General features: G+C 47.3%; 24 protein-coding genes and 1 pseudogene. 13 read left to right on the top strand and 12 right to left on the bottom strand.

The window, feature by feature from the left end:
- Positions 1-6 precede the first annotated feature (6 nt).
- Positions 7-1266 (bottom strand): aspartate kinase, encoded by a 1260-nt coding sequence (locus D1136_RS04300; RefSeq protein ID WP_161876395.1) that lies wholly within the window; start codon positions 1264-1266, stop codon positions 7-9.
- Positions 1267-1433: 167 nt separating this feature from the next.
- Between D1136_RS04300 and fbp the strand changes: the two genes are divergently transcribed.
- From fbp to D1136_RS04280, 4 genes are all read left to right on the top strand, one after another.
- Positions 1434-2447 (top strand): class 1 fructose-bisphosphatase, encoded by a 1014-nt coding sequence (gene fbp, locus D1136_RS04295; RefSeq protein WP_161876394.1) that lies wholly within the window; start codon positions 1434-1436, stop codon positions 2445-2447.
- 42 nt (positions 2448-2489) lie between these two features.
- Positions 2490-4547, top strand: a complete 2058-nt coding sequence (locus tag D1136_RS04290; protein WP_161876393.1) for an acetate--CoA ligase family protein — start codon at positions 2490-2492, stop codon at positions 4545-4547.
- Between the two features lie 51 nt (positions 4548-4598).
- Positions 4599-4769, top strand: a complete 171-nt coding sequence (locus D1136_RS04285; RefSeq protein ID WP_161876392.1) for a hypothetical protein — start codon at positions 4599-4601, stop codon at positions 4767-4769.
- Positions 4770-4847: 78 nt separating this feature from the next.
- A complete protein-coding gene (locus tag D1136_RS04280) occupies positions 4848-5486 on the top strand; it encodes a flavodoxin domain-containing protein (protein WP_161876391.1) in 639 nt (212 codons plus the stop codon).
- Here the strand turns inward: D1136_RS04280 and cobC are convergent.
- The 4 genes from cobC to cobU are packed head-to-tail and all read right to left on the bottom strand — an operon-like array spanning position 5481 to position 8355.
- Complete coding sequence (cobC, locus tag D1136_RS04275; protein ID WP_161876390.1) at positions 5481-6014, bottom strand: alpha-ribazole phosphatase; 534 nt, start codon at positions 6012-6014, stop codon at positions 5481-5483. The two genes, D1136_RS04280 and cobC, sit on opposite strands and share 6 nt — an antisense overlap.
- Complete coding sequence (gene cobS, locus D1136_RS04270; protein WP_161876389.1) at positions 6011-6787, bottom strand: adenosylcobinamide-GDP ribazoletransferase; 777 nt, start codon at positions 6785-6787, stop codon at positions 6011-6013. The genes cobC and cobS overlap by 4 nt, the downstream gene beginning before the upstream one ends.
- A 2-nt stretch (positions 6788-6789) precedes the next feature.
- Positions 6790-7827, bottom strand: coding sequence for a nicotinate-nucleotide--dimethylbenzimidazole phosphoribosyltransferase (cobT, locus tag D1136_RS04265; RefSeq protein WP_161876388.1), 1038 nt, complete (start codon positions 7825-7827; stop codon positions 6790-6792).
- Positions 7828-7842: 15 nt separating this feature from the next.
- Positions 7843-8355: a bifunctional adenosylcobinamide kinase/adenosylcobinamide-phosphate guanylyltransferase gene (gene cobU, locus D1136_RS04260; protein ID WP_161876387.1), complete on the bottom strand. Its 513-nt coding sequence runs from the start codon at positions 8353-8355 to the stop codon at positions 7843-7845.
- A gap of 106 nt (positions 8356-8461) precedes the next feature.
- Here cobU and D1136_RS04255 point away from each other — a divergent pair, with 106 nt between their 5' ends.
- From D1136_RS04255 to D1136_RS04235, 5 genes are all read left to right on the top strand, one after another.
- A complete protein-coding gene (locus tag D1136_RS04255) occupies positions 8462-8983 on the top strand; it encodes a histidine phosphatase family protein (RefSeq protein ID WP_161876386.1) in 522 nt (173 codons plus the stop codon).
- Between the two features lie 18 nt (positions 8984-9001).
- Positions 9002-10477, top strand: coding sequence for a cobyric acid synthase (locus D1136_RS04250; protein WP_161876385.1), 1476 nt, complete (start codon positions 9002-9004; stop codon positions 10475-10477).
- 11 nt (positions 10478-10488) lie between these two features.
- On the top strand, positions 10489-11523 hold the full coding sequence (locus D1136_RS04245; protein ID WP_161876384.1) for a threonine-phosphate decarboxylase: 1035 nt from the start codon (positions 10489-10491) through the stop codon (positions 11521-11523).
- On the top strand, positions 11516-12460 hold the full coding sequence (gene cbiB, locus D1136_RS04240) for an adenosylcobinamide-phosphate synthase CbiB (RefSeq protein WP_161876383.1): 945 nt from the start codon (positions 11516-11518) through the stop codon (positions 12458-12460). The genes D1136_RS04245 and cbiB overlap by 8 nt, the downstream gene beginning before the upstream one ends.
- A gap of 69 nt (positions 12461-12529) precedes the next feature.
- Entirely contained in the window at positions 12530-13801 is a 1272-nt protein-coding gene (locus D1136_RS04235; RefSeq protein WP_161876382.1) for an Nramp family divalent metal transporter, read from the top strand.
- Here D1136_RS04235 and rimM read toward each other — a convergent pair.
- Positions 13798-14328: a ribosome maturation factor RimM gene (rimM, locus tag D1136_RS04230; protein ID WP_161876381.1), complete on the bottom strand. Its 531-nt coding sequence runs from the start codon at positions 14326-14328 to the stop codon at positions 13798-13800. The two genes, D1136_RS04235 and rimM, sit on opposite strands and share 4 nt — an antisense overlap.
- A gap of 10 nt (positions 14329-14338) precedes the next feature.
- Positions 14339-14914, bottom strand: coding sequence for a 30S ribosomal protein S16 (locus D1136_RS04225; protein ID WP_161876380.1), 576 nt, complete (start codon positions 14912-14914; stop codon positions 14339-14341).
- Positions 14915-15376: 462 nt separating this feature from the next.
- Between D1136_RS04225 and D1136_RS04220 the strand changes: the two genes are divergently transcribed.
- Together D1136_RS04220 and D1136_RS04215 are read left to right on the top strand one after the other, a co-directional pair.
- Complete coding sequence (locus tag D1136_RS04220; protein ID WP_202623061.1) at positions 15377-17905, top strand: adenosylcobalamin-dependent ribonucleoside-diphosphate reductase; 2529 nt, start codon at positions 15377-15379, stop codon at positions 17903-17905.
- Between the two features lie 97 nt (positions 17906-18002).
- Positions 18003-18986: a bifunctional riboflavin kinase/FAD synthetase gene (locus tag D1136_RS04215; protein WP_237566984.1), complete on the top strand. Its 984-nt coding sequence runs from the start codon at positions 18003-18005 to the stop codon at positions 18984-18986.
- Positions 18987-19003: 17 nt separating this feature from the next.
- On the opposite strand, the gene D1136_RS04210 is transcribed toward D1136_RS04215, so the two are convergent.
- The gene (locus D1136_RS04210; RefSeq protein WP_161876378.1) at positions 19004-20242 is read right to left on the bottom strand and encodes a DcaP family trimeric outer membrane transporter; all 1239 of its coding nucleotides are present in this window, start codon (positions 20240-20242) and stop codon (positions 19004-19006) included.
- Between the two features lie 177 nt (positions 20243-20419).
- Between D1136_RS04210 and D1136_RS04205 the strand changes: the two genes are divergently transcribed.
- Both D1136_RS04205 and D1136_RS04200 read left to right on the top strand, forming a co-directional pair.
- Positions 20420-21421 carry a metallophosphoesterase family protein gene (locus D1136_RS04205; RefSeq protein ID WP_161876377.1) on the top strand — a complete coding sequence of 334 codons (1002 nt, stop codon included), beginning with the start codon at positions 20420-20422 and terminating at the stop codon, positions 21419-21421.
- On the top strand, positions 21378-21692 hold the full coding sequence (locus D1136_RS04200) for a hypothetical protein (protein WP_161876376.1): 315 nt from the start codon (positions 21378-21380) through the stop codon (positions 21690-21692). The genes D1136_RS04205 and D1136_RS04200 overlap by 44 nt, the downstream gene beginning before the upstream one ends.
- Before the next feature lie 102 nt (positions 21693-21794).
- Here D1136_RS04200 and D1136_RS04195 read toward each other — a convergent pair whose 3' ends face one another.
- The 4 genes and pseudogenes from D1136_RS04195 to D1136_RS04180 all read right to left on the bottom strand — a co-directional run bounded on the left by D1136_RS04195 (position 21795) and on the right by D1136_RS04180 (position 26657).
- Positions 21795-23006: an acyltransferase gene (locus D1136_RS04195; protein ID WP_161876375.1), complete on the bottom strand. Its 1212-nt coding sequence runs from the start codon at positions 23004-23006 to the stop codon at positions 21795-21797.
- 22 nt (positions 23007-23028) lie between these two features.
- Positions 23029-23097 (bottom strand): annotated as a pseudogene (locus D1136_RS11015) (Crp/Fnr family transcriptional regulator); the annotation flags it as partial.
- Positions 23098-23228: 131 nt separating this feature from the next.
- Positions 23229-24782, bottom strand: a complete 1554-nt coding sequence (locus tag D1136_RS04185) for a glycine--tRNA ligase (RefSeq protein ID WP_161876374.1) — start codon at positions 24780-24782, stop codon at positions 23229-23231.
- Between the two features lie 180 nt (positions 24783-24962).
- Positions 24963-26657, bottom strand: coding sequence for a Na/Pi cotransporter family protein (locus D1136_RS04180; protein WP_161876373.1), 1695 nt, complete (start codon positions 26655-26657; stop codon positions 24963-24965).

Raw genomic sequence — 26657 nt, 5'->3', positions numbered from 1 at the left:
AATCCTTTAATTGCTGGCAACAACAAATCGGGCGGTTAACCGGCTTCTTTGTTCTACCAGGATATTCCTGTGGTCTGTCAGTTTATGGATGATATCTTCCGTATAATGGCGAATAGTCAGCAGACGCACGTTTTTATTATATAGCACCTCATACTCCTCATGAAGTTCATTGATGAAACTGTCGAAAATGGCTTCATTTAAGTCAATGCAGAAAGAAAAACTGATGGCCGAAGTCTGAATCAGATTCAGCCGGAGCCGGTATTTGGCTAAAATAGCAAATATGCGGCTTAACTTCTCTTCCGCAATGAAAGAAAAATCCCGGGGAGAAAGAGTAAGCAGCAATTGGTTGCCTTTATCAATAAAAATAGGAGGTAACTTTAACTTTTCATCTAATTCGCGGATAACTGAACCATGGCTGCCGGGATAAAGGAATGAACGCACATATAGCGGAATACCTTTATTCTGTAAAGGTTTTATGGTTTTGGGATGGATGACTTTTGCACCGCAGTTCGACAGTTCAATGGCTTCTTTATAAGATAATTTGCCGATAATTTCAGTATCTTCATAAAGTTTCGGGTCGGCATTCATGATGCCGGGTACGTCTTTCCAGATGGTTACATCCTCCGCATCCAGCAGGTTGGCCAACAAAGCTGCCGTATAGTCCGATCCTTCCCTGCCTAAAGTAGTTGTCTGGCTCGTCGTCGTACCGGCAATAAATCCCTGGGTGATATACATGAAAGTGTCCTGGAAGGTAAATGTCTTCCGGCACAATTGTGCCGAGAGTTCCAGATTTACACAAGCATTCCGGTAGTTTTGGTCAGTAATAAGGCATTTGCGTATATCTATGAATTTTGCTTTCCGGCCTTGCTTTTCCAAATAAGCGGAAATAATGGTGGTGGAAAACAATTCGCCGAAACTGATGATTCGGTCATATTCGTAATCATAAGACAGGGAAGGTTCTCCACGCAGGATTTGTTCCAGTTCAGCATACAGAGGGTTTACTAAACGGTCGGTTTCCGGCGAAGAACTGCCGAACAAATCCTTGATTATATGCTGATGAAAATCTTTGACATGCTGAAATGCCTGGGCAACATCCCCTTCTTTTCGGAAATAGGCATTACAAAGGACTTCTAAAGCGTCTGTCATCTTCCCCATCGCCGATACTACGATAATCAGGTTTTCCTTTTGAGTATTGACAATGTTGAATAAATTCCTGACTCCTTCCGCGTCCTTAACGGATGCTCCTCCAAATTTATATACATTCATGTTACTAAAATTAAGACGTCTGCATTTCAAGCCGCTAAGTTAGATATTAAAATTGAAAAAAATAATTTCATTCCGGTTTCACATGCCCATACTTTTTCATGAAAACGTTTGTATCTTACAAATTATCATTTTAGATTTGTAATAACTAACAAAATAGACTTTACAGCATGAATAAAGTAACAACTTTAAATCAATTTATTATTGAACAACAGGCCCATGTGCCACAGGCTACGGGAGGTTTCTCCGGATTATTGCATCACGTGGGAATTGCTGCCAAGAAAGTCAACAGGGAAGTCAACAAAGCGGGGCTTGTCGATATCCTCGGCAGGGCAGGCGTTGAAAATATACAGGGCGAAGACCAGCAAAAACTGGACGTGTATGCCAACGAAACATTTATCGGGGAATTAAAAGCAAGCGGTGAATGTTGTGCGGTCGCTTCCGAAGAGAATCAGGACATTATCGTTTTTGACGAAGGTTTGTCGCGGGACGGGAAGTATATCTTTTGTATGGACCCGCTGGACGGTTCCTCCAATATTGATGTGAACGTTTCCATTGGTACCATTTTTTCCGTGTACCGGAGGAAATCTCCCTTAGGAGAAGTAGCCAAATTAGACGATTTTTTACAAAAAGGCTGTAAACAGGTGGCGGCCGGGTACGTTATTTATGGCTCCTCTACCATGTTAGTATATACAGCAGGCAACGGGGTGAACGGATTTACACTCGATCCTTCAATCGGAGAATTCTGCCTCTCCCATCCGGACATAAAAACGCCTGAGGATGGCACCATCTATTCCATTAATGAAGGAAATTATGAGAAATTTCCGGTAGGCGTGAAAAAATACATCAAATATTGTCAGGAAACCGATAAGAAAACCGACCGGCCTTATACCTCGCGCTATATCGGTTCGCTGGTAGCTGATTTCCACCGGAACCTGCTGAAAGGAGGTATTTTCATTTATCCGGAAACCAAAACGCATCCCAACGGGAAATTGCGCCTGCTTTATGAATGCAATCCGATTGCTTTCATTGCCGAGCAGGCCGGTGGGGTGGCTTCCGACGGAGAACGGCGGATTTTGGAACTGATGCCTGAATCCATTCATCAGCGGATTCCGTTTTATGTCGGCTCTAAAAATATGATGAGGAAAATCACGGAATTTCTGAAGTTTTTTAACAATATCTAAATTCAGATTTTCGTGCAAATGTAGGAATTAAATAATTAAAGTATGATAAACAGACAGTTATTGAATCCTGCCAGTATTGTGGTGGTCGGTGGTTCGGATGATATTCAGAAACCGGGTGGTAAAGTGCTGAAAAACCTGCTCGACGGACAGTTTAAAGGAAAACTGTATGTGGTGAATCCTAAAATGGATGAGGTCCAGGGGGTGAAATCCTGCCGGGATGTCAAAGATTTGCCCGAGGTGGAGTGTGCTATCCTGGCTATTGCTGCGAAATACTGTCCGGCAGCTATAGAAACTTTGGCAAAAGAAAAGAATACCCGTGCTTTCGTCATTTTGTCTGCCGGGTTCAGTGAAGAAAATGCCGAAGGAAAAGCTTTGGAAAAACAGATTGTAGATACCGTTGATTCGGTGGATGGAGCTTTGATAGGTCCCAATTGTATCGGTGTATTGACCACAAACTACAATGGTGTATTTACAACGCCCATACCGAAACTCGATTCCCGGGGAGTGGATTTTGTATCGGGTTCCGGGGCTACAGCCCTGTTCATTATGGATGCCGGAATGCAGAAAGGAGTGAAGTTCTCCAGTGTATTTTCGGTGGGAAATTCCGCACAGTTGGGCGTGGAAGAGGTATTGGAGTATTGGGATGAATCTTTTGATCCGGAGACCAGTTCCCGTATCAAATTGATGTATGTTGAGAGTATCGACAAACCGGATAAATTGTTAAAGCATGCTTCTTCCTTAATCCGCAAGGGATGCCGGATTGCTGCCATCAAGTCCGGAGGCTCGGCTGCCGGTAGCCGTGCGGCCTCTTCCCATACCGGAGCATTGGCCAGTTCGGATGTTGCCGTAGAAGCTTTGTTCCGGAAAGCCGGAATTGTCCGGTGTAACGGCCGGGATGAATTAGCCACAGTTGCTGCTATTTTCAGCTATCCGGAATTAAAGGGAAAGAATATGGCTATTGTTACGCATGCCGGAGGACCTGCGGTGATGTTGACCGATGCCTTGTCGGACGGCGGTATGGAAATTCCGCATCTGGAAGGACCGAAGGCCGGGGCTTTGCTGGAAAAATTGTTTAACGGTTCGTCTGTCGGGAATCCGATTGACTTTTTAGCTACCGGAACAGCAGAGCAGTTGGGCGTTATTCTGGATGCCTGCAATCGGGATTTCGAAAACATCGACGGTATTGCTGTAATTTTCGGTAGTCCGGGGCTTTTCCCCGTATTCGACGTGTATGATGTATTGCGTCAGAAGATAGCTGTTTCTCCGAAACCGGTCTATCCGATTTTTCCGTCTTCTATGGTGGTGAAGGAAGAAATCGATGAGTTTGTGAGAAAGGGAGGGGTATATTTCCCTTATGAGGTAAATTTCGGGAATGCTTTGTGCAAGATTTTCCATACTCCGGCACCGCAGCCTGTTGCTCCGGAATTGCCTGTTGTTGATGAAGCCCGCATTCGTGCGGTGGTAGATAATGCCGGGAACGGTTATCTGGCACCCGGACAAATCCATGAATTGTTGGATGCTGCGGGGATTGCCCGGGCCAGGGAAGGGGTGGCCGATACAGAGGAAGAAATCGTGGCATTGGCAAAATCCATCGGTTTCCCGTTAGTGATGAAAGTGGTGGGACCGGTCCACAAATCTGATGTCGGAGGGGTAACCCTGAATGTGTGTGATGAAGCTACCGTTCGCAGCGAATTCCGGCGAATGATGCAAATCAGGGATACACGTGCCGTTATGCTGGCTCAGCAATTGTCCGGTACGGAAGTATTTATCGGGGCGAAACGGGAACCGAAATTCGGACACATGGTGTTGTGCGGACTGGGCGGTATCTTTATCGAAGTGCTGAAAGATGTGAAAGCAGGCTTGGCCCCGATAGCCCAACCGGAGGCTTTGGACATGATTCGTAGTTTGAAATCGTATAAGATTATCCAGGGCGTACGCGGACAGCAACCGGTGAACGAACAGAAATTTGCCGAAGCGGTTGCCCGGGTATCTATGCTGGTGAAAGCGGCGCCTGAGATTTTTGAAATGGACTTGAATCCGCTGTTGGGAAATAAAGAAAATGTGGTGGCGGTGGATGCGCGCATCCGGATCGAAAAATAACAGACAAACCGGATTTTGATTAAATTTGCTGTTGTCAAAGATTAGGGTAACATGAGAAAATGGAAAGAGTATACGTTACAGGAAAAAATGATGATTATAGCCATCATTACCCTGTTGATTGCGGTGTTGTTCAGTTGGAAACGGGTCTCTTCCGGTTTCGGCGAAGGAATGAGCAATTTCTATAAAACTTCTGTAGATTCGCCGCGTCGGACGGGAGAATAGGGGGGGCTGAACACTGTACCGGGTAAAACCGTTTTGTCTTTCAAATCGTATAAGTAGCTAAACTAAATGATAAATACGATGGAAAAGGAACAAAAAGACCAGTCCGGAAATTTTCAGCTGAAAGCGGATTTAGAAGGGAATTATCTGCTTAATAAAGGACATAAAGCAGAAAAAAATATAGGTATATTTTATGCTCCGTCGGGAGGAAGTGTACACAAGGTGGCGCGCCTCATCAAACAAAAGTTGGCCGGAGAACAGCCCGATATTTTTGTCATTTCAGAAATTACTCCTTTCAAATTGTTGGATTACCGGAATTTAATCTTAGTGTGCTCAACGCTGGGACGAAACACCTGGGAGATGGAACAAAAAGATCCCTGGTCCTCTTTCATCCCCCAAATGCTCCGGTTGCGGCTGGAAGGCCGTAGGGTAGCTATTGCCGGGCTTGGCGACCATGTGAGTTATCCCAATAATTTTGTGGATGGAATGGGAATTCTGGCCCAGACTGTTGAAGAAATCGGAGGTAAGCTGATCGGTGCAACCGAAACCCGTGATTATGTTTTTAATGATTCCAGGGCTTTAAAAGAAGGCCGGTTCATAGGCCTGCCTTTGGACGAAGATTATGAATCGGATAAAACAGAGGGTCGGATAGAACAATGGCTGGAGAAAATAAGACCGGAAATGAGTATCGAGTTGGAAGAAAAAAGAAACCGGTTATAGTGTGAGTTCAAGCGTGTTTACACTGCCATAGGCCACGTCCGGTAGAAAAGAATCTTTCAACGTACACATGCCGGCATACACCATAGCACATGCAATCACGCCCCGATGGGTGAAAATGCCTGCATGGAGGCAGTTCTTCCGGAGAAGGTCATCCAAAAAATGGCTCACCCGCTGGTATTGGTCCGTGTAACTCTCGGCACCTCCGGCGGGGAGGTGAATCCAGTCGTTGTACCATTCCTGGAGGGCGGGATCGTCGATTTCATCCCATTTTCGCATTTCCCATTGTCCGAAATTCAGTTCTTTCAGTCGTTCGTCAATTACCGGAGTAGGAAAACCGCAATAAGCGGCCAATTTACGACAGCGCGACAGGGGACTGCAAAATACGGCATCGAATGTTTTGTCGGCAATGTTTTTGCGGATTGTTGCTGCTTCTCCGGTGAAACCGGGGGCTGTTTCTACATCGGTCTGTCCATAGCAGATGCCGGGTTCAACGGCAACTTGGGTATGGCGGATAAGGGTGATTTTCATATAACCGGATTTTGAAGCAGGATGAGCGCGGTGAGATAGAAAACTATTTCGGCAATAAGGACGGTGGCACCGCAGCAATCACCGGTATAGCCGCCGATTTTATGTTTCAGATAACCTCCGGTCAGGAGGACGGCAATCCCCGTCGGCACTAAAGGAAGAAACGGTGCTTCCAGCATCCAAAGCAGGGCCAGAGTAGGAAGCCCGATGAGCAGGTATTCAGGAAACCGGATCTTGCGGTAAAGTACTTTCACCTTACTTTCCTCTTCGGTGCGGGCGTATGGCAGGGCATTCATCAGGACCGATGTGCAAAGTTTGGCGCTGACATCAGCACCAAGGATAATGCCAAGCGGTACATATTCATAGATATAGAGGCAGCCGTGCGGTTGCCGCAGTTCGTAAAGCAGGGAGACATACAGCAGAAAATAAAGGATGAGTCCCATCACACCGTAGCCCCCGATGTGTGAGTCCTTCATAATGCGGAGAATACTTTCTTTGCCGTGTCCGCCGCCGAATCCGTCGCAGAAATCGCCGAATCCGTCTTCATGAAGTGCGCCGGTGAGCAAGATACGGGCGATTACGGCAAGCACACAGGCAACGAGTGCGGGCACATAAGGGGTGGTGAGGCGCAACACTCCCCATGTGGTCAGTCCGGTCAGGAAACCCACTACAGGCCAGTAGAGCAATATCCCGGTATAATGTTTTTTATCCACCTGCACAATTCGCCAAAGGGGAATCCGGGTAAACATCATGACGGCTGCCAAAAAAGATTTCATGGTTAAAAATATTTTGTGATCTGTGCCTGCTGGAAAGTAGTCATTTCGTTTATCATGCGAACAGCCGATTCAATAATCGGGTAAGCGCAGATGGCTCCTGTACCTTCGCCCAGGCGCAGGCCGAGATTCAGCAGCGGTTTTGCGCCGAGAGCCTCCAGTACGAGCTGATGTCCGGCTTCGTCGCCCTGATGACCGAAAATACAGTATTCCTGTACTGCCGGATAAAGTTGTTTGGCAGCAAGCACACAGTTGGTCATGATAAAACCGTCAACAATAATCATCATCCGGTGTTCGGCTGCCCGGAGCATGGCCCCCACGGCAGCTACCATTTCATAGCCTCCGAACCAGCGGATGATGTCCTGCGGTGAACCGTCTCCGTGATAGTTTTCCATCGCTGTCCGGAGTACGTTGTATTTGTGTTCAATACCTTGCGAATTTAGTCCGCTGCCGGCACCGACGCAAGCCTTCAAAGGTATGCCGGTGAACCACGTCATCCACAACGAGGATGATGAAGTATTCGCAATTCCCATTTCACCGAAACTGATGATGTTGCTTCCCTCATCGCAGGCCATGTCCACTACCTCAGCCCCGATTTCGATGGCCCGTTCCATTTCTTCTTCCGTCATGGCAGCCTCGTGCAGATAATTGCGGGTCCCTTTCCGGATTTTTCGGTCTATTAACCCCGGCAGTTCCCTAAAATCGGCATTCACCCCGCAATCTACCACTTTCAACCCGAAATGATGTTGCCGGGAAAACATGCCGACCCCTCCGCCGCCTTTCAGAAAATTGGGAACTTGCTGCGCAGTTACCTCCGGAGCGGAAAAACTTACGCCTTCCGTTACGATACCGTGGTCGGCGGCAAAAATAACGTTCTGCGGTTTGCGCAGTTCCGGTGTTAGCGTTTGTTGTATCGTTCCGATTTGCACGGCCAGCTCTTCCAGGCGTCCTAATGAGCCTTTCGGTTTTGTCAGATTGTCAATTTTATCTTGTAATGCCGGTACCATCGTTTTATCCGGCTTTTGAATATTAAAAGCTTTCATTTTTGTTTTTCATTCTTATTTCACTTTCAAGGCTATTCCGGAGACCATAAATATAACTTCATCGGCTTTTTCTGCCACATATTGGTTCATCCATCCCTGCAAATCCGTAAAGCGGCGTTGAATAGCATTTTCAGAAACTCCGCCCAGTCCCAGTTCATTGGTGACAAAAATAAAAGTAGCTTCCTGTGCTGTAAAAAGGTCGAATTCAGCTTTCAGCTCATTTAAGCTGGTAGTCACATCAGAGCCATTGTCAAAAAAGAAATTGGTAGCCCAAAGGGTCAGGCAATCAATAACAATCACACGGTGAGGCAGGTGGTGTTTACTTAATTGTTTCTCTTCTTCTATATTGGTCCATTGGGGTCCGCGGTCCTGTTGGTGCCGTTCAATCCGCTGACGATATTCTTCATCCCAGACCCTGGACGTGGCCAGATAAACCGGGTGGGAGGCTAATTGAAGGGCCAGCCGTTGGGCATAAGCACTTTTTCCCGACCTTTGTCCGCCCGTAATCAGAATGATGTTTCTTTTCATGATGAAAATTTTGACTGGTAAAGATAGAATTTAATTGTAAATGTTGGTTGGTCACTTTTAAAGTTTGTAAACTCTATTTTTTTACCTTTGTGCAAACCTTGTTGGTATGGAAAAAACCGTTTTGTTGCTCACCCGGCATGGGGAGACTTTGGAAAATCAGAAGAATATTTTACAGGGCCAATTGCCTGGTACCCTTTCCCCGTTGGGCATACAACAGGCTGAAATGCTTGCCGGCCAGCTGGAAGGGGAGCCGTTGGATGCGATTGTTTCCAGTGACCTTGAACGTAGTTATAAAACAGCGGCTATTATCGGAGCCTCCCGGGGAATGCTGCCGGAACCGACAATTTTGTTGAGGGAAATGAACTGGGGCATTTATACCGGGGAAACTTTAGAAGAGGTGGATTGGCTGCATTTGCCGGAAAGTGCTGAGTCCCTCGAAAAGCTCTATCAACGGGCCGGGGCATTTGTCGGATATTTGCAACGGAAGTATGCAGGAAAACGTGTCCTGGCAGTAGGGCACGGAGCTTTCAACCGGGCTGTCCTGACTTGGTTGAGGGGTGGAACGTCACTGGAAATGCTGGAATTGCCAATCATGAAAAATACGCAAATCATCCGGTTGGTCTGCTGAATCAAAGAATTGTAGTATATGAAGTTAAGACCTCTTATGTTTGTGGGTACCGGCTCGGATGTCGGGAAAAGTGTACTGAACGCAGCTTTTTGCAGGATTCTTTTGCAGGATGGTTATACTCCGGCTCCCTTTAAGGCACAGAATATGTCTTTGAATTCTTTTTCTACGCCGGAAGGCGGGGAGATGGGAAGGGCACAAGCAGTCCAGGCGGAAGCGTGTGGGATTCTGCCGCATACAGACATGAATCCGGTTTTGCTAAAACCTTCCACTGACCAGACGGCACAGGTGATTCTGAACGGCCAACCCGTTGGAAACAGGTCTGCCCGCGAATACTTCCGGCAGGACAATACGACTCAGCTATTTCCGCAAGCCTTAGCCGCTTTCCGGCGGTTGGAAGCGAAATACAATCCGATTGTACTGGAAGGAGCCGGAAGCATTTCGGAGTTGAATCTCAAAGACCGTGATTTTACTAATATGAGGATGGCCCGGGAAGTCGGGGCTGCCACTTATTTGGTGGCCGATATTGACCGGGGAGGAGTATTTGCCTCCGTGTATGGTTCTGTCTTGCTTTTGCCGGAAGAAGAAAGGGAATGCCTTAAAGGAATTATCATTAATAAGTTTAGGGGAGATGTTTCGCTTTTTGCGGAAGGAAGGGAATTGCTTCAGCAGCTGACAGGAATTCCTGTTGTGGGGGTGATTCCTTTTTTCAGGGATATTCATATCGAACAGGAAGATTCCCTGGAACTGAAAACAAAAAATACGACTGCCGGTGTGGGAAAAATAAATATTGCTGTTGTATTGCTTCAGCGAATGTCTAACTTCACCGATTTTAATGTTTTGGAACAGGATGGACGCTTCCATTTGTATTTTACAACGGAAGCTGCAGAAATTCGGAAAGCGGATATTATCATTCTTCCTGGAACGAAGAGTACTATTGCAGACTTGAAACACCTCCATTCGTCAGGAGCTGCCGAAGCCATCATTCAGGCCCGGAAAGAAGGGAAAAAAATAATCGGTATTTGTGGGGGCTACCAGATGATGGGTATGAGGGTGGAAGACCCGGACCATCTGGAAGGGCCGGAAGCAGAAGTGGAAGGTTTGAAAATACTGCCTTTGGTTTCTGTCATGAGAAATAAAAAGGTAGTATGCCAGAATCGCTTCCATTTTAAAAGGTATGCCGGCTGGTGTGAAGGTTATCAGATACACATGGGAGAGACTGTATTGGTGCAGGGCAATGGAAAATTTTCTCCGTTGAATACCACGGAAGACAGGACTCCGGAGGGATATTGGGCCGATGATTGCTGCTGGGGAAGCTACATGCACGGCATATTGGATAATACGGTGGTGTTGAATGATTTAGCGGCCGGTTTCGGGGAATGGGACGAAAGTACTTTTGATTACAAAACTTTCAGGCAACAACAATACGGGCTTTTGGCTGAACAGGTCCGGCAGGCAGTGGATATGGAATATATTTATTCCACTTTAAAGATTTAATCGGGGAAAATATGATTTTCGGACATGGTGACGACTTGTATAGAACAGAGGTGGAAATAAAAGCAAACTTTTCTACGAATGTATGGTATGGGGCAGACCTTGGGTTTCTGTATAAATTTCTGACCGCACATCTGAAGCAGGTATTTCATTATCCTGAACCCGATGCGGGTTCTTTCCGGAAAGCGGTGGCGGCTTACCATGGTATGGAGGAAGGGAATGTACTGGTAGGGAATGGTGCTACAGAATTATTTTATACCATTGCGCATGCTTTTTCACAAAAACATACTGTTATTCCGGTTCCTTCCTTTACAGAATATGAAGATGCCTGTACATTATACCGCCATCGGGTTGAATTTGTTGATTTTTGTGGAATAAGGGATATACCGGCATCTGTCGGTTTGATGTTCATTTGCAATCCGAATAATCCCGACGGACGGGTCTGGAAAAAAGAGGAGATAAAAGCTTTGCTGGAAAATCATCCGGATATGGTTTTAGTCGTAGATGAGTCGTTTATTCATTTTGTACCGGGAAGGCCTTCTGTCCTGCCTTTTCTGAAAGAATACCCCAATCTGCTGGTGGTGAGGTCCATGACGAAATGTTATGCTATTCCCGGTTTACGTTTGGGATATATGTTGGGGGCTTCGGAGCAGATACAGAGGATAGGTGGTTTCAGACATCCCTGGTCTGTCAACGTTTTGGCCATAGAAGCCGGAAAATATCTGTTGCAGGAAGGGGAAAGGATTTTACCCGATGCGTCGGACCTCTGGCGGCGTCAACGGAATTTCTCAGCCGGAATTGCCGCGATTCCGGGATTCCGGCCTTTGCCTTCGGGTACATCATTCTTTTTGATTGAAACAGACTATGACAGCCGGACATTGAAACGTTACCTTTTACAGGAGCATGGCTTGTTGATTCGTGATGCCTCAAATTTCCGGGGACTGAATAACCATTATTTCCGGGTGAATACGTTGACAGACGAGAAAAACCAGTGGTTGGTGGAGGCCTTAAAACAGATGGATATTTCAAAATGGGTCGTTTATGAATAGCTTAATTGTTTTGTTTCCTCTTGTGGCGGGCTATGTGCTTGATTTGCTTTTGGGTGATCCCCGCCGGTTGCCCCATCCCGTGGTGGGATTCGGATATATGATTGCGTGGGTGGAGAAGCATTGGAATTGTGGGGTTGGCCGGCAATTAAAAGGTGCGGTTATAGCTTTGCTTTATCCTGCGATTGTGTTTGTTGCAGCCTGGACGATAGGGTGTGGGGCAATGTTTGTCGGAATGTGGTGCTATATTGCCGTGGCTGCCGTTTTTGTTTTTTATGGTTTGGCAAGCCGTAGCCTGATACAGGAAGGGGGGGAAGTGATAAAAACATTAAAAGAACAGGGGATTGAAGCAGGGCGTAAACGTCTTTCCTGGATTGTCGGCAGGGATACTTCCCAATTGTCCGTCAAAGAAATTTATACAGCGGTACTGGAAACCATGGCTGAAAACCTGAGTGACGGTGTGGTGGCACCCTTATTTTATTATGCACTGGGTGGTTTTCCTGCTATGATGGCGTATAAAATGGTGAATACCCTCGATTCCATGATTGGCTATAAAGATGAACGTTACAGGCAATTCGGTTGCTGGTCAGCCCGTTTGGATGATGTACTGAATTATATACCGGCTCGCTTGACTGCCCTGTTGATGGTGGGTGTAGCGTATCGTCCCGGGCTTGTGCGGTTTGTGCTGCGGTATGGCCGCATGCATGCCAGTCCGAATGCTGGTTTCCCGGAAGCTGCGATGGCGGGAATCCTGAATTGCCGGTTCGGAGGGGCACATGTCTATCATGGAATTCTGGTCGGAAAACCTTACATCGGCGACTGTAACCGTGAATTAACTGAAGAAGATTACCGGAAAGCCGTTGGTATAAACCGGACGGTGACCGCAACTATGGTGGTTTTGACAGGATTGTACGTATTATGGATGAATACTATAAAATAATGATAAATACTTTACCGATTATTCCGTATTTTTGCATATAAGAAACAATAATACAAAACCTGAGTAAAGATGGGATTCGGTTTTATCCGGAAATTTTTACATGCGGACAGACACCAGCCGCGATTCGGAGGACTTGAGATATTGAAATACATTGGTCCGGGATTGTTGGTTACCGTAGGATTTATAGATCCTGGTAACTGGGCATCGAATCTGGCAGCCGGAGCAGATTATGGTTACACTTTACTATGGATGGTGTCACTGTCTACAGTGATGTTGATTATCCTGCAACACAATGTGGCTCATTTGGGGATTGCAACGGGTTTGTGCCTTTCGGAGGCGACTGCAAAATTCATCCGCCCTCCCTATGCCCGGGGGATGTTGTGGACAGCTATGGGGGCGTCTGTATCTACATCATTAGCGGAAATTCTGGGTGGGGCCATTGCTTTGGAGATGCTGTTCCGGATACCGGTAAGAATAGGGGCTATTCTGGTAACGGTTTTTGTCACGATCATGCTTTTTACCAACTCCTATCGGGTAATTGAGCGTTGGATTATTGCTTTTGTTTCTATCATAGGCCTGTCTTTCATCTACGAACTTTCTTTGGTACATATCGACTGGGGAGAGGCAGCCCGGGCCTGGGTTACTCCTTCTTTTCCTTCAGGGTCAATGGTCGTAATCATGAGTGTCCTGGGGGCTGTGGTTATGCCGCACAACCTGTTTTTGCACTCGGAAATCATCCAGAGTCGCCAATGGAACCTGAAAGACGACCGGGTGATTCGTAAACAATTACGCTATGAATTCTGGGATACTTTCTTTTCCATGATGATCGGTTGGGCTATCAACAGTGCCATGATTCTATTGGCTGCGGCTGTTTTTTTCAGGAATGGCAGTTCTGTGAACGAATTGCAGGATGCCAGCGTATTATTGCAACCCCTTCTGGGAAATCATGCTGCGGTCATTTTTGCGGTGGCACTGTTATTTGCCGGAGTTGCTTCGACAATCACCTCAGGAATGGCAGCCGGTTCGATTTTTGCGGGGATTTTCCGGGAACCTTATGACATCAAAGACATTCATTCCCGTTTGGGAGTATTGCTGTCGCTGGTGGTGGCGCTCCTGGTGATTATGCTGGTTTCCAATCCGTTTATGGGGTTGATATACTCTCAGATGGTTCTGAGTATCCAGTTGCCGGTTACTATTTTTCTGCAAGTATACCTTACCTCTTCTGAAAAAGTGATGGGCAAATATAAAAATCAGGCTTCAACTAAGTGGGTACTTTATATTTTGGGAGGAATTGTTACCTTTTTGAATATCCTGTTATTTGTCAGTATATTCAGAAATTAATTCAATTCTGTCAGTTCCGGCGGAATCTGGACTTCCAGCCGGCGGTGTTTCATATCCACATCTGTGATATAATGTCCGGAAAAGGGTAAAAGGACCTCTTTGCCTGAAATGGCCAGAGTAAGTACAATATTGCCTGAATAATCAGCAACGTCCGTTACCTCCCCCTCGGCACTTGAAACCCGGTCTTTTACCTGAAACCCGATTAAGCAATAGATATCCTCTTCCATTTCTTCCTCTTCTCCTTCCAGCAATGTTTTTTCAAGCAAAACATCACATCCCGTTAAGCGTTCGGCTTGGGCCAGTGTATCTACATAATCGAATTTAACAATATAAGAAGTATGGTTTCTGGGATTTAATCCGTTTTCGGAAATAAAAAAAGGAACCGGTGCCCCGTCCAATTGGAGGAACACCGGTTTATCTGCATATTTTTCGAGCAGATTGCTGTTTGTTGAAATAATTACACTCCCGTCCAGGTGGTGGGTTTTGGTTACTTCGCCTATTTTAATGCAATCTTCCCGTGTAATCATTGCAAAGAAGTTATTCTGCAGCCGGAGTTTCTGCTTCTGCAGCCGGGGCCTCAGTTTCAGCAGTCTCTTCTGCCGGAGCGGCAGCTGCTTCCTCTTCTGCTTTCTTAGCAGCTTCTGCAGCAGCTAATTCAGCTTTTTTCTTTGCAATGGCTTCTTCCTTAGTAGCGCGTACTTTAGCTTCAGCTTCCAGACGAGCTTTAGCTACAGAATCGCCGGCTTGAGCCAGTTTCTGGATTTTTGCCTGAATCTTTGCATTTTTTTCTTTCACCCAGGCTTCGAATTTGGCTTCGGCAGCAGCTTCATCAAAAGCACCTTTCTTTACGCCTTCCAGCAAGTGTTTTTTCAATAATACACCTTTGTATGACAAAATTCTGGTGGTTGTTTCAGTTGGTTGTGCACCTACCTGTAACCAATACAATGCTCTGTCAAATTTGAGCTCGATAGTAGCCGGATTGGTGTTCGGATCATAAGTTCCGATTTTTTCAATGTAACGACCATCGCGCGGTGCTTTGCTGTCTGCTACCACTACATGGTAGAATGGACGTCCTTTACGTCCGTGTCTTGCTAATCTGATTTTTGTAGCCATTTTTTTAATTTAAAAAATTAATACTCTCCCATACCCGATGGGAGCCGCAAAGATAAGTCAAAAAAATGAAAAGTAAAAAATAAACGGGGTGATTTATGGAAGGTGAATCAGAGGTTTTTTTGCGGGAAATTCATCCGGAAGGCTATTTAGGAAATAGGTACGGCAAAGGAGGAAACAAGAATAAATGTTCGGAAGAAAATGAGTATAAAATAAACAGATATTTTCCTGGATATTTGTTTTTTTTAAATTTTATTTATATTCAGAATATTATTTTGGAAAACTTTCTGTATTTAGTGTTGAATTTAAATATTTGATTATTAATGATTTAATATTTTATTTTGGAAAACTTTGATAAAAATGTTGTTTGAAAGTTTTCAGATTAATCCTCTTTTTCTATATCTTTGCAACGTCCTATTGCAGAATAATCGAATAAAAAAATAACAGGCTATGAATGAACATGTAATGAAAGAGCGGGAAACGTATACGCAGGAAGAAGCTTTTCAGAGTTCACTGACTTACTTCAACGGGGATGAGTTGGCAGCCCGGGTTTGGGTAAATAAGTATGCTTTGAAAGATTCTTATGGAAATATTTTTGAAAAGAATCCGGATGATATGCACCGTCGCCTGGCGGGAGAGATTGCCCGGATAGAAAACCGTTATCCGAATCCGTTGAGCGAAGACGATATTTTTGAAGTGTTGCGCGATTTTAAATATATCGTGCCCCAGGGAGGGCCGATGACCGGTATCGGCAACGAGTTTCAGATTGCTTCCCTTTCCAATTGTTTTGTCATAGGTAACGAGGGGCCTTCCGATTCCTACGGCGGGGTGATGAAAATCGACCAGGAACAGGTGCAGCTGATGAAACGCCGCGGTGGAGTCGGACATGATTTATCCCATATCCGTCCCAAAGGCTCGCCGGTGAAAAATTCGGCGTTGACTTCCACCGGTATTGTACCTTTCATGGAACGTTATTCCAATTCCACCCGGGAGGTAGCCCAGGACGGACGGCGCGGAGCCTTGATGCTGAGCGTTTCCATCAATCACCCTGATTCCGAAAGTTTCATTGATGCAAAAATGACAGAAGGGAAAGTGACCGGAGCCAACGTATCTGTAAAGATTGATGACGAGTTCATGCGGGCGGTGATCAATGAACAGGAATATCTGCAGAAATATCCGGTGTATTCCGACGATCCGAAATATACCAAGAACATCAATGCCAAACAATTGTGGAATAAAATCGTGCATAATGCCTGGAAATCGGCAGAACCGGGCATCCTCTTTTGGGATACCATCATCCGCGAGAGTGTACCCGATTGCTATGCGGATAAAGGATACCGTACCGTTTCTACCAATCCTTGCGGAGAAATTCCGTTGTGTCCGTACGATTCCTGTCGTCTGTTAGCCATAAATCTTTATTCCTATGTACAGAATCCCTTCACCAAAGGGGCTTTCTTTGATTTTCCCCTGTTCAGAAAACATATAGCTGTTGCACAGCGTATTATGGATGACATCATTGACCTTGAATTGGAAAAAATTGATGCCATCCTCGATAAAGTACACGCAGACCCCGAAACGGACGAGGTGAAAGGCGTGGAAATCCGTTTGTGGGAAAAAATCAAACAGAAAGCCAAAGAAGGACGCCGTACCGGAGTGGGTATCACTGCTGAAGGCGATATGCTGGCTGCCCTCGGTTTGCGCTATGGCAGCGATGATGCCATTGATTTTGCAGTGGATATACAGAGGACACTGGCCGTGGAGGCTTACCGCGCATCCGTATACTTAGCCAAAGACCGCGGCAGCTTCAAAATTTATGAAACCCGCAGGGAGGAAAACAATCCTTTCATCAGACGCCTCAAAGAAGCGGATGCCGATTTATATACGGATATGGTGAAGTACGGACGTCGTAATATCGCTTGTCTGACTATTGCTCCTACCGGAACTACCAGTCTGATGACCCAGACGACTTCGGGAATCGAGCCCGTTTTCCTGCCCGTCTACAAACGCAGAAGAAAAGTGAATCCGAATGACCAGAATGTGCGGATTGATTTCGTTGATGAATCGGGCGACAGTTACGAGGAATTTATCGTATTCCACCATAAATTCTCCGAATGGATGAAAATCAACGGGTACGATACGACTAAGCACTATTCCGATGAAGAAATCGACCAGTTGGTGGCCGAATCTCCCTACTATAAGGCTACTTCCAATGACATCGATTGGGTGGCTAAGGTTCGGATGCAGGGACAGGTGCAGAAATGGGTGGACCATTCCATCAGCGTTACCGTCAACCTGCCTTCGGATGTGACCGAGGAATTGGTGGGACAGCTTTATATCGAGGCTTGGAAGAGCGGATGTAAGGGATGTACGGTCTATCGGGACGGTTCGCGTGCCGGTGTCCTGGTGTCTAACAAAGATAAAAAACAAGCAGCCTCTCCTGAGGCAGAAATGCCGGCAAAACGACCGATGGAATTGGATGCCGATGTGGTTCGTTTCCAGAATAACAAGGAGAAATGGATTGCCTTTATCGGTTTGTATAACGGACGTCCTTACGAAATCTTTACAGGTATCGCCGATGATGAAGAGGGGATTATGCTCCCTAAAGCAGTGGTTTCCGGTAAGATTGTCAAACATTATGACGAGGAAAGAAATTCCCGTTACGACTTCCAGTTCCAGAACAAACGCGGATTCAAGACCACGGTGGAAGGGTTATCTTACAAATTTGACAAAGAATACTGGAACTACGCGAAACTCATTTCCGGAGTGTTGCGTCACGGTATGCCCGTTCATCAGGCAGTAGAATTGGTGGCTTCCATGGAATTCGACAATGAGAACATCAATACCTGGAAAAACGGTGTTGAAAGAGCATTGAAGAAATACATACCGAACGGAACAGAGGCTACCGGTGAGAAATGCGAACATTGCGGTGCTCCGTTGGTTTATCAGGAAGGTTGCCTGACCTGTAAAACCTGCGGTTATTCCAAGTGCGGATAGACAGGGCGTTTCCGGATAAAAAAGAACAGCGGTTGTAGCGGAATTTCAAATAAAAGGCTATAACCGCTGTTCCTGTTTTACAATTTCTTATTTTTGCATGCGGAACAGAAGAATGAAAGTAGGAATGCAGATTCATTACGGAACGGAAAATATACATATCCTTCGCCCGGTGGTCACCATCGGCAGTTTTGACGGTGTACACAAAGGGCATGTTCAGGTGATAGAATCCTTAAAGAAAGTGGCAGGCCGCTTGCAGGGGGAGACGGTTATCATCAGTTTTGAGCCCCATCCGCGCGAAGTGTTGTATCCGCAGGAAGAAGCGCCCGGCATCCTGACTTCTTTGGAGGAAAAAGCGGAAATCCTGGATGCTTTGGGGGTGGAACACCTCGTCATCCTTCCGTTTACCCGTTCGCTGGCCGACCTGGAATACGATGAGTTTGTCCGGCATATTTTGGTGGACTGTTTGGGAATAACTGGATTGATTATCGGTTATGACCACCGCTTCGGTAAAAATAGGGAAGGCACTTTTGAGCGGTTGAAGGAGCTGTCGGCCCGGTACCGTTTTTATTTGGAACAGGAGGAAGTCTATGAGGAACATCAAATTAACATCAGTTCCACCAAAATCCGGAATGCCCTGCAAATAGGGGATATTGCCCGTGCAAACGAATTCCTGGGCTATTCCTATACCCTGTCCGGCAAGGTGACGGAGGGTGATAAAATCGGCCGCACGCTGGGCTTCCCGACTGCCAATATACAGTTGAAAGACATCCGGAAACAACTGCCGGCCTCCGGGGTGTATGCCGTGAAAGTGAGGGTGGGGGAGGAAACGTATGGCGGAATGCTCAATATCGGTGTCCGGCCAACGGTGAGCAGTTCCGGTATTGCCCGGATAGAAGTGCATATCTTCGGTTTTCATCAGGATATTTATGGCGGGGAACTGCATATCGCTTTGGTTGCCCGCCTGAGAGGAGAACGCAGATTTAATGATACCCAGGGGTTACAGCAGCAGCTCATCCGGGACCGCAGGGCGGTTTTAGCCTGTCTGCACCTTCCCTTCCCGACGGATGAAAATGGCGGGTAACAGGAAGGTCCTGCCGCTCAGAACCGGTACTGAACCATGATATTTATCCGGTTGCCATTCCCGTAGCGGCTGTCGAAATTGGTCCGGCGGCCGTATTCATACTCTATGCCCGTCGTGCCGAATTCCGTAAACATCCAGAGGAGGTTGGCTGCAGCATATTGGGCGTATTTATAATCGGTGGCCGTCAGCGTTTTGCGGGTTTGCATCCGGGTGTAACTGTAAATCAGTGAGGAATAAAGACGGGGATTCCAATTGTGCTGTATGGCTCCGAAAACGCCCCACACCGTGGGAGCGATAAGTTTTCCTTCTGTGTGGTTGCCGGGAATCAGGTCATACCCCAGCACACTGATGTCCTGAATGTAATGGGCGATTCCCTGTCCGTACACCCCCTGGAACATAAAACGGTTGTTTTTATTCAGGGGAATGTTTCCGCTGCCCGTCACGCCCCAGCCTGTACGTATTTTGTCCTTGTCCGTCACCGCATTCCCGTAACTGATGTTTCGCAGGATGGCTGCGGCTTGCAGATGCCCGTTGTTTTTCAGGGTATACCGGATGTTGAGGGGAATGTCCGGGATCTTTTGGCGGATGCTTTTGGCGTGGTTGCCTGTGGTGTAGGAAGGTTCTGCATACTCTAAAGCCAGTGAGGCTTGGAAACGGGCGGAGAACGGAACAGTGTAGCGAATCATCGGCTGGCGCACCTCGATGGCACTGCCCGGCCCCTCCTGGTCGATGGTGGAGGGTACCGATGTCATGTCTCCGAATGTGCTCCACGCTTTTCCTACGGTGAGACCTTTGAATTGCACGAAAGCTTGCTGTAATTTCGGGGTATTGTCCGGTCCTTCAAATTGCATTTCTATGTAAGAAACCAACCTTCCGGCCCTTGTATTCCCGAGCAGTTTAAAAAACAGTGTCGATTGCTCCAATGTCATGCCGTAGCTCGCCCCGGATTGTTCTCCGTTGGGGGTAATCTGCGATGTGATGAACGAATTGTAATCCGGCAAACCATTGAAATCATACGCTGCATTCATCTGGACATAACCGCCGATTCCGAAAAGAAAGTTTTTGTTGTCGTCGAAGAAGATAAAACGGGGTGCCGCCGGGTCTTTGAAAGCCAATGGAAAAGCCTCTTTCATCAAAGTGTAGAAATTGTGGGTGTCCCGCTCCTGCGACACAGAAACCACATTCACCTTTTGTGCCTGAACGCAAATCCCGGCCGTCAGCACGGCCAACAACGCAATTGCCGCTTTTTTCTTCATCTTCTTGTGATTAAATTGAAACCATTTTCCGGTTTCAGGTATACGTACCCGGCCGGAAAAAGTAAAGGAATAAGGTAATCTTTTGTCGTTCTGTTCGGTCCATGTATTTTGAGCGCCTTTCCCGGATGTTGATTTTATTGTATCTTTATGGGGTGAATCCAATAAATGAATATGCTGATGAAACGAATTGCAGTGATGTTTTTACTGACTTGGTGTATGGGCCGGCCGGCGGAGGCGGGAGGTCCGGAACTGAGATTTAACCGCGAGGGGAAATTTAAGATAGTACAGTTTACCGATGTGCATTTCAGATATGGGAATCCTGCTTCGGATATTGCGTTGGAGCGGATAAATGAAGTGTTGGATGCGGAAAACCCGGATTTTGTCATTTTTACGGGAGATGTCATTTATTCCGCCCCGGCAGAGCAGGGGATGAGGACTGTGTTGGAATTGGTAGCCAAACGGAAAATCCCTTTCGGGGTGGTCTGTGGAAATCACGACGATGAACAGGGAATGTCCCGCGGGGAATTGCTGGAAGTCATCCGGACGATACCTTACAATCTGACTGCTCGGGCGGATGGAATCAGCGGAGAGACCAATTTTATATTACCCGTGAAATCTTCCTGCGGGGACAAGGCGGCTCTCGTGTTGTATTGTTTTGACTCCCATTCCTATTCCTCGGTGAAAGGAGTCAGGGGATATGACTTTTTAAAACCGGACCAGATAGCGTGGTACCGCGACAACAGCCGGAAGTATACCGAAGCTAACGGGGGACGGCCGTTGCCCTCTTTGGCTTTTTTCCACATCCCTCTGCCGGAATACAATCAGGCAGCTGGCGATGAGGAAGCCGTGCTGGTTGGTACCCGGATGGAAAAAGCCTGTGCTCCGGCGCTGAATAGTGGTATGTTTGCTGCCATGAAAGAACAGAGAGATATAGTCGGGATATTTGTGGGGCATGACCATGATAACGATTATGTTGTGGACTGGAAAGGAATTTTATTGGGGTATGGACGTTACACCGGGGGAAATACCGTGTACAATGACCTGCCCAACGGGGCACGTGTGATTGAGATGACCGAGGGACGGCATGGGGTGAGAACCTGGGTGCGTCTGAAAGGAGGCAGGGTGATTAATCCGGTTGACTATCCGGAAGATTTCAGGAAAAAAGGAGACCCGAAGTAGAGCCCTGCGGTATTATTCCGGACTTTCCGGTACTCTCCCTTTTGCCCGGCATCCTCTGGGAAGCGGTTCATATCGTGACATACGCCGGGGTTTGTCTTGCATCGCTGCGGATGTGGAGCGGTATTGGTGCGGTACTCCTGCGGTGGCGACCGGAGGAGTACCGAAGGTATACCGGAGGAGTACCGCACCAATACCGGAGGAGTACCGGACCTATAGAGGCCAATCCCCGGCGGAACCATACGTAGGAATCCCCGGCAAATTTCAGGCCTGAAGATACACGGGGACGGGCTTTTGTGTCGGCAGGAGATAAAAATAACCTGAAAATCGGGAAAGACAGATATTGATATGCCGGTAATTTTTACCTATGGGGGTATTATTCTGAACGCGGTATATGGGAGGCCTCTCCGTGCTGTTTCCGGGACACGATGAACTTTTTGGCTAACCACTTCCGTACCGGTTCGTCATATACCTTGAGGTATACATAAGCCAACAATATATTGCCGAGGCATACCCCGACGGCTACCGGCCAGGTGTCTGCCAGCGTGAAAAGCTGCTGCCTGATGAGCCAGGCATAAAAAAGGTACATGGCCGGATAATGGATGATATAGAGCGGAAAGGATATATCCCCGAGAAACTTACAGATACGCGAGGATAGCGGGTCCGTAGTATGACCGGAGGCCCCTGCCCACACCAATACGGGGAATACGACGATGATGCAGAAAGATTCGTAAACGCCGTTCAGACAGATCTTTCCTTCACTCCCGATGTGTGGGATGAGAAACAGGGCCCACAGGATGGCCGAGCAAATCCAGAAGGCACCCTTTATCCTGCCCGGTTTGAAACGGCGGGACAACAGAATCCCCATGGAGAACGGGAAAAGCATGCGCAGCAAACCGCTGCCGAATCCGGCGTCGTACATGCTCCAACCCACGCCGATGTTGCCGTAGCCCGATACATTGAGCCATGCAAAAGCCGTCAGCCCTATTCCCAGCAGGATAACGAGCCACGTCAGCGCTTTCGTGGAAAGACGGCGTATAAACAGGGCGTAAAGCAGGTTGCCGATGTACTCGAAAAAAAGCGACCATGCAGGACCGTTCAGTGGAAAGGCTTCGCTGTTGCCGCGCACGTCCCAGCCTGCTCCCGGCACGACCGGAATGAGGAACAGAGCACACAGCAATGCAATCATCACCGTCGGTACGGATACGTGTGTACCGTCCCATTGCGTGCTCCCTTGCAGGAAAAAGCAGACGGCCCCCCATAATGCGCCCAGCACCACCATGGGATGGAGCCTTATCAACCGGCGCTTGAAAAAGTTGCCTAAGGTCAGATGGCTCTTCCAACGGTCGTCATAGGCATACCCGATGACAAAACCGGACAGCATGAAAAAGAAATCCACCGCCAAATAGCCGTGATTGAGTCCTCCCACAACCGGAGTCCCCCCGGCGAACGCGAAACCTTCGTATACGTGATACCACAACACCAATAGGGCCGCTACGCCCCGTAAACCGTCTAATAGTTCATAATGGGGTTTGCTGTCGGTGTACGCTGCGGAAGAATTTTTTTGTAAGACTGATCCAGACGCCATGTGAAATGTATTTTAATAACTATTCCTCGCCGTTCACCAACCAGAAGGAACGGGTGATCCCTTTTTCAATGAAATAGGCCGATTTGTTGAATACACTTGCTGCGAAGGTTTGCAGACCTTTTTCCAGTATGGGGAAAGAAAAAAGTCTCGGAATTTGATTACCGGGACTTTTTCTTAGTTTATTATTACTGTCGGGCATTACCGCATTTGGGAGTTGTGAGATTACCCGTTTATTTTTCTGAGTAAAGTCTGCATGTCGCATTTTTCTTTCAGGATGCCGGAAAGCCGGTCAATGGCAACGCGTTCCTGTTGCATAGTGTCACGGTCGCGGATGGTGACGGCGTTATCTTCCAGTGTCTGATGGTCGATGGTGATGCAGAACGGTGTACCGATGGCATCTTGCCGGCGGTAGCGTTTGCCGATGGAGTCTTTCTCGTCGTACTGGCAGTTGAAATCGTATTTCAGCAGGTCCATGATTTCCTGGGCTTTTTCCGGGAGACCATCTTTTTTCACCAAAGGCATCACGGCCATTTTCACCGGGGCAAGGGCTGCCGGCAGGCGCAGGACTACGCGCGAATCCTGTTTCCCATCCTTACTTAGATCCTCTTCGCAATAGGCGGCCGACATGATTTGCAGGAACATCCGGTCCACACCGATGGAGGTTTCAATGACATAGGGAACGTACGATTCGTTCAGTTCGGTGTCGAAATATTGGATTTTTTTGCCCGAGAATTTCTGATGTTGCGACAGGTCGAAGTCGGTGCGGGAATGAATACCTTCCACTTCTTTGAAACCGAAAGGAAACCTGTATTCGATGTCTGTGGCCGCATTTGCATAATGAGCCAGTTTTTCGTGATCGTGGAAACGGTAATTTTCTTCGCCGAAGCCGAGCAACTGATGCCAGCGCATCCGGGTGGTTTTCCATTTTTTGAACCATTCCAATTCGGAGCCTGGACGCACGAAGAACTGCATTTCCATTTGCTCGAACTCGCGCATCCGGAAAATGAACTGCCGGGCTACGATTTCGTTCCGGAACGCCTTACCGATTTGTGCTATTCCGAAAGGAATTTTCATGCGTCCGGTTTTCTGAACATTCAGGAAATTCACAAAGATGCCCTGTGCCGTTTCGGGACGCAGGTAGATTTTACTGGCACCTTCGGCAGTGGAACCCATTTCGGTGGCAAACATCAGGTTGAACTGGCGTACTTCCGTCCAGTTGCATGTCCCTGAAATCGGGCACACGATTTTTTCATCTAAGATAATCTGGCGTACCTCGTTCAGGTCGTTGTTGTTCAAGGCGTTGGACATCCTTTCGTGGAGGGCGTCGCGTTTGCGTGCATGTTCCAGAATCTGGGGATTGGTCTGGCGGAACAGCGCTTCGTCAAATTTCTCGCCAAAGCGCTTGCGGGCTTTTTCCACGTCCTTTTCTATCTTCTCCTCGTATTTCGCAATCTGGTCTTCGATGAGCACATCCGCCCGATACCGTTTTTTGGAATCTTTGTTGTCAATCAACGGGTCGTTAAAAGCATCCACGTGGCCGGAAGCTTTCCAGATGGTGGGGTGCATGAAAATGGCGGAATCAATCCCGACGATGTTTTCGTGCAACCGGACCATGGATTCCCACCAGTATCTCTTGATATTGTTTTTCAGTTCCACGCCGTACTGCCCGTAGTCATACACAGCCCCCAGGCCGTCATATATGTCCGATGACGGAAAAACAAATCCGTATTCTTTGCAGTGGGCTACCAATTTTTTAAATACATCTTCCTGTGCCATAATGCTTGTGTTTTAATATCCATGTACAACCGGTTTGTGTCCGGTCGGTACACATATGATTTGACGGTGCAAAAGTAGAATAAATTTGTGAATGTATAAAACAAACCGGAGGGGTTCAGTGCCGGGAAGAGAAAGAAATATTGCAAACCGTTATTTTCAGAATCGGTTCCCGTCGCCGTATTATTCGTCGTATCCGATTTCTTTGACCGCCTGAGTGACGTTAATGGCGAAGTCGCCGATTTTCTCGCATTCGGAAAACATGTCATTGTAGAGGATGCCGGTGGGGTAATCGTATTTTTTCTCTTCAATGGCAATCAAGTGTTCCTGTTTCAGGACAGTCCGGTAATCGTTGATGGCTTTTTCCATTTCATAGGCTTTTTTGGCGTTTACCGTTTTGTATTCCATGGCCAGGTTGTTGCACATGACGTCTAAGGTTTCCTCCACCAGGGCAAACATATGCTTCAGTTTCCGGGTCAGTTCCTCCGGGAAAGTGACGTGCTGCTCGTTACGCCGGTAGATGGTTTTGGCAACGTTCAGGGAGGAATCAGCGATGCTTTCAATTTCGGAAACAATTTTAAACATGGACCGGATTCGTTTGGAGTTCTCCGTAGAAAGTTTCGACTCGGACACTTTGGTCAGGTAGTTCGCTATCTCAATTTCCACGTTGTCGCTTTCGTCCTCCATTTTAGTCAGTTTCTCAAAAGGCTGGTCGAAGTCTTTCGGGGAAAGGTCCAGGCATTCGGTTACCCGGTGGAACATGTCGCGGGTGTTTTTACCATAAAGGACGATTTCTTCCTTGGCCTGGAACAGAGAGGCATCGGGGGTTGACAGCAACCCGATTTTAATGTGTTTGAGGGTGAAAGCGTCTTCTCCCTTTTCTTTCATGGGAATGATTTTACTGACAATGCAGGCAATCCATTTCGTAAACCAGATAAGGATAAGAAGATTGGTGATGTTGAATACGGTGTGGAAGAGCGACAGGGCCATCGGTGCCGCTTCGATCTGGGTGGTGGGGTTGCCGATTCCCAGAAAGACGCTCAATTGCTCAATCCACCGGAGAAAGAAGGGAAAGATGGACAGTACCCAGATGACGCCGAATACATTGAAGACGAAATGGGCGAAGGCTGCCCTTTTGGCGGTTGTATTAGCCACCATCGCCGCCAGGTTTGCCGTAACGGTAGTACCGATGTTTTCCCCTAAAACCATGGATGCCGCAATCTCGAAACTGATCCATCCGTTGGCGCACATGACCAACGTAAGAGCCATCGTAGCCGAGGAGGACTGAATCAATATGGTCAGTATTGTACCAATCAGTACGAAAAGGATATAGGACGCATATCCCATATCGGCATATTCCTGCAGGAAAGTAAAGATTTCGGGATTATCCTGGAGATTGGGCATGGAATTTTTCAGGAATTCCAGACCGATAAACAGAAGGCCGAAACCGATGATGAGTTCCCCCCAGCTTTTGCGGGAGCGTTTTTTGGAAAACAACAGGGGGAGACACAGACCGATGAGCGGCAGGGAAATTTCGGACATGCTCACTTTGAAGCCTAAAACTGAGATGAGCCAGGCGGTGATAGTGGTACCTACATTGGCTCCCATGATGACCCCGATGGATTCAATCAGGTTCAGCAATCCGGCATTGACAAAACTGACTACCATGACTGTGGTGGCGGAACTGCTCTGGATGATGGCGGTAATCAGTATACCGGTAAGGACTCCTTTTATCCGGTTAGAGGTCATGGCCGACAGGATTTGCCGCATTTTGGTGCCGGCTACTTTTTGCAGGGCCTCACTCATGAGTTTCATACCGAAGAGGAATACCCCTAAGGAACCGATGAGTTTTAAAAAGTCAAAAAAGCTATAATCCAT

This window comes from Odoribacter sp. Z80, assembly GCF_009935865.1.
GTDB lineage: Bacteria > Bacteroidota > Bacteroidia > Bacteroidales > Marinifilaceae > Odoribacter.
This window is presented reverse-complemented; position numbering and strand designations above follow the sequence as displayed.

Coding starts and splice junctions, on each gene's coding strand:
- D1136_RS04300 (WP_161876395.1), bottom strand. CDS start 1,266: ATGAATGTATATAAATTTGGAGGAGCATCCGTTAAGGACGCGGAAGGA.
- fbp (WP_161876394.1), top strand. CDS start 1,434: ATGAATAAAGTAACAACTTTAAATCAATTTATTATTGAACAACAGGCC.
- D1136_RS04290 (WP_161876393.1), top strand. CDS start 2,490: ATGATAAACAGACAGTTATTGAATCCTGCCAGTATTGTGGTGGTCGGT.
- D1136_RS04285 (WP_161876392.1), top strand. CDS start 4,599: ATGAGAAAATGGAAAGAGTATACGTTACAGGAAAAAATGATGATTATA.
- D1136_RS04280 (WP_161876391.1), top strand. CDS start 4,848: ATGGAAAAGGAACAAAAAGACCAGTCCGGAAATTTTCAGCTGAAAGCG.
- cobC (WP_161876390.1), bottom strand. CDS start 6,014: ATGAAAATCACCCTTATCCGCCATACCCAAGTTGCCGTTGAACCCGGC.
- cobS (WP_161876389.1), bottom strand. CDS start 6,787: ATGAAATCTTTTTTGGCAGCCGTCATGATGTTTACCCGGATTCCCCTT.
- cobT (WP_161876388.1), bottom strand. CDS start 7,827: ATGAAAGCTTTTAATATTCAAAAGCCGGATAAAACGATGGTACCGGCA.
- cobU (WP_161876387.1), bottom strand. CDS start 8,355: ATGAAAAGAAACATCATTCTGATTACGGGCGGACAAAGGTCGGGAAAA.
- D1136_RS04255 (WP_161876386.1), top strand. CDS start 8,462: ATGGAAAAAACCGTTTTGTTGCTCACCCGGCATGGGGAGACTTTGGAA.
- D1136_RS04250 (WP_161876385.1), top strand. CDS start 9,002: ATGAAGTTAAGACCTCTTATGTTTGTGGGTACCGGCTCGGATGTCGGG.
- D1136_RS04245 (WP_161876384.1), top strand. CDS start 10,489: ATGATTTTCGGACATGGTGACGACTTGTATAGAACAGAGGTGGAAATA.
- cbiB (WP_161876383.1), top strand. CDS start 11,516: ATGAATAGCTTAATTGTTTTGTTTCCTCTTGTGGCGGGCTATGTGCTT.
- D1136_RS04235 (WP_161876382.1), top strand. CDS start 12,530: ATGGGATTCGGTTTTATCCGGAAATTTTTACATGCGGACAGACACCAG.
- rimM (WP_161876381.1), bottom strand. CDS start 14,328: ATGATTACACGGGAAGATTGCATTAAAATAGGCGAAGTAACCAAAACC.
- D1136_RS04225 (WP_161876380.1), bottom strand. CDS start 14,914: ATGGCTACAAAAATCAGATTAGCAAGACACGGACGTAAAGGACGTCCA.
- D1136_RS04220 (WP_202623061.1), top strand. CDS start 15,377: ATGAAAGAGCGGGAAACGTATACGCAGGAAGAAGCTTTTCAGAGTTCA.
- D1136_RS04215 (WP_237566984.1), top strand. CDS start 18,003: ATGCGGAACAGAAGAATGAAAGTAGGAATGCAGATTCATTACGGAACG.
- D1136_RS04210 (WP_161876378.1), bottom strand. CDS start 20,242: ATGAAGAAAAAAGCGGCAATTGCGTTGTTGGCCGTGCTGACGGCCGGG.
- D1136_RS04205 (WP_161876377.1), top strand. CDS start 20,420: ATGAAACGAATTGCAGTGATGTTTTTACTGACTTGGTGTATGGGCCGG.
- D1136_RS04195 (WP_161876375.1), bottom strand. CDS start 23,006: ATGGCGTCTGGATCAGTCTTACAAAAAAATTCTTCCGCAGCGTACACC.
- D1136_RS04185 (WP_161876374.1), bottom strand. CDS start 24,782: ATGGCACAGGAAGATGTATTTAAAAAATTGGTAGCCCACTGCAAAGAA.
- D1136_RS04180 (WP_161876373.1), bottom strand. CDS start 26,657: ATGGATTATAGCTTTTTTGACTTTTTAAAACTCATCGGTTCCTTAGGG.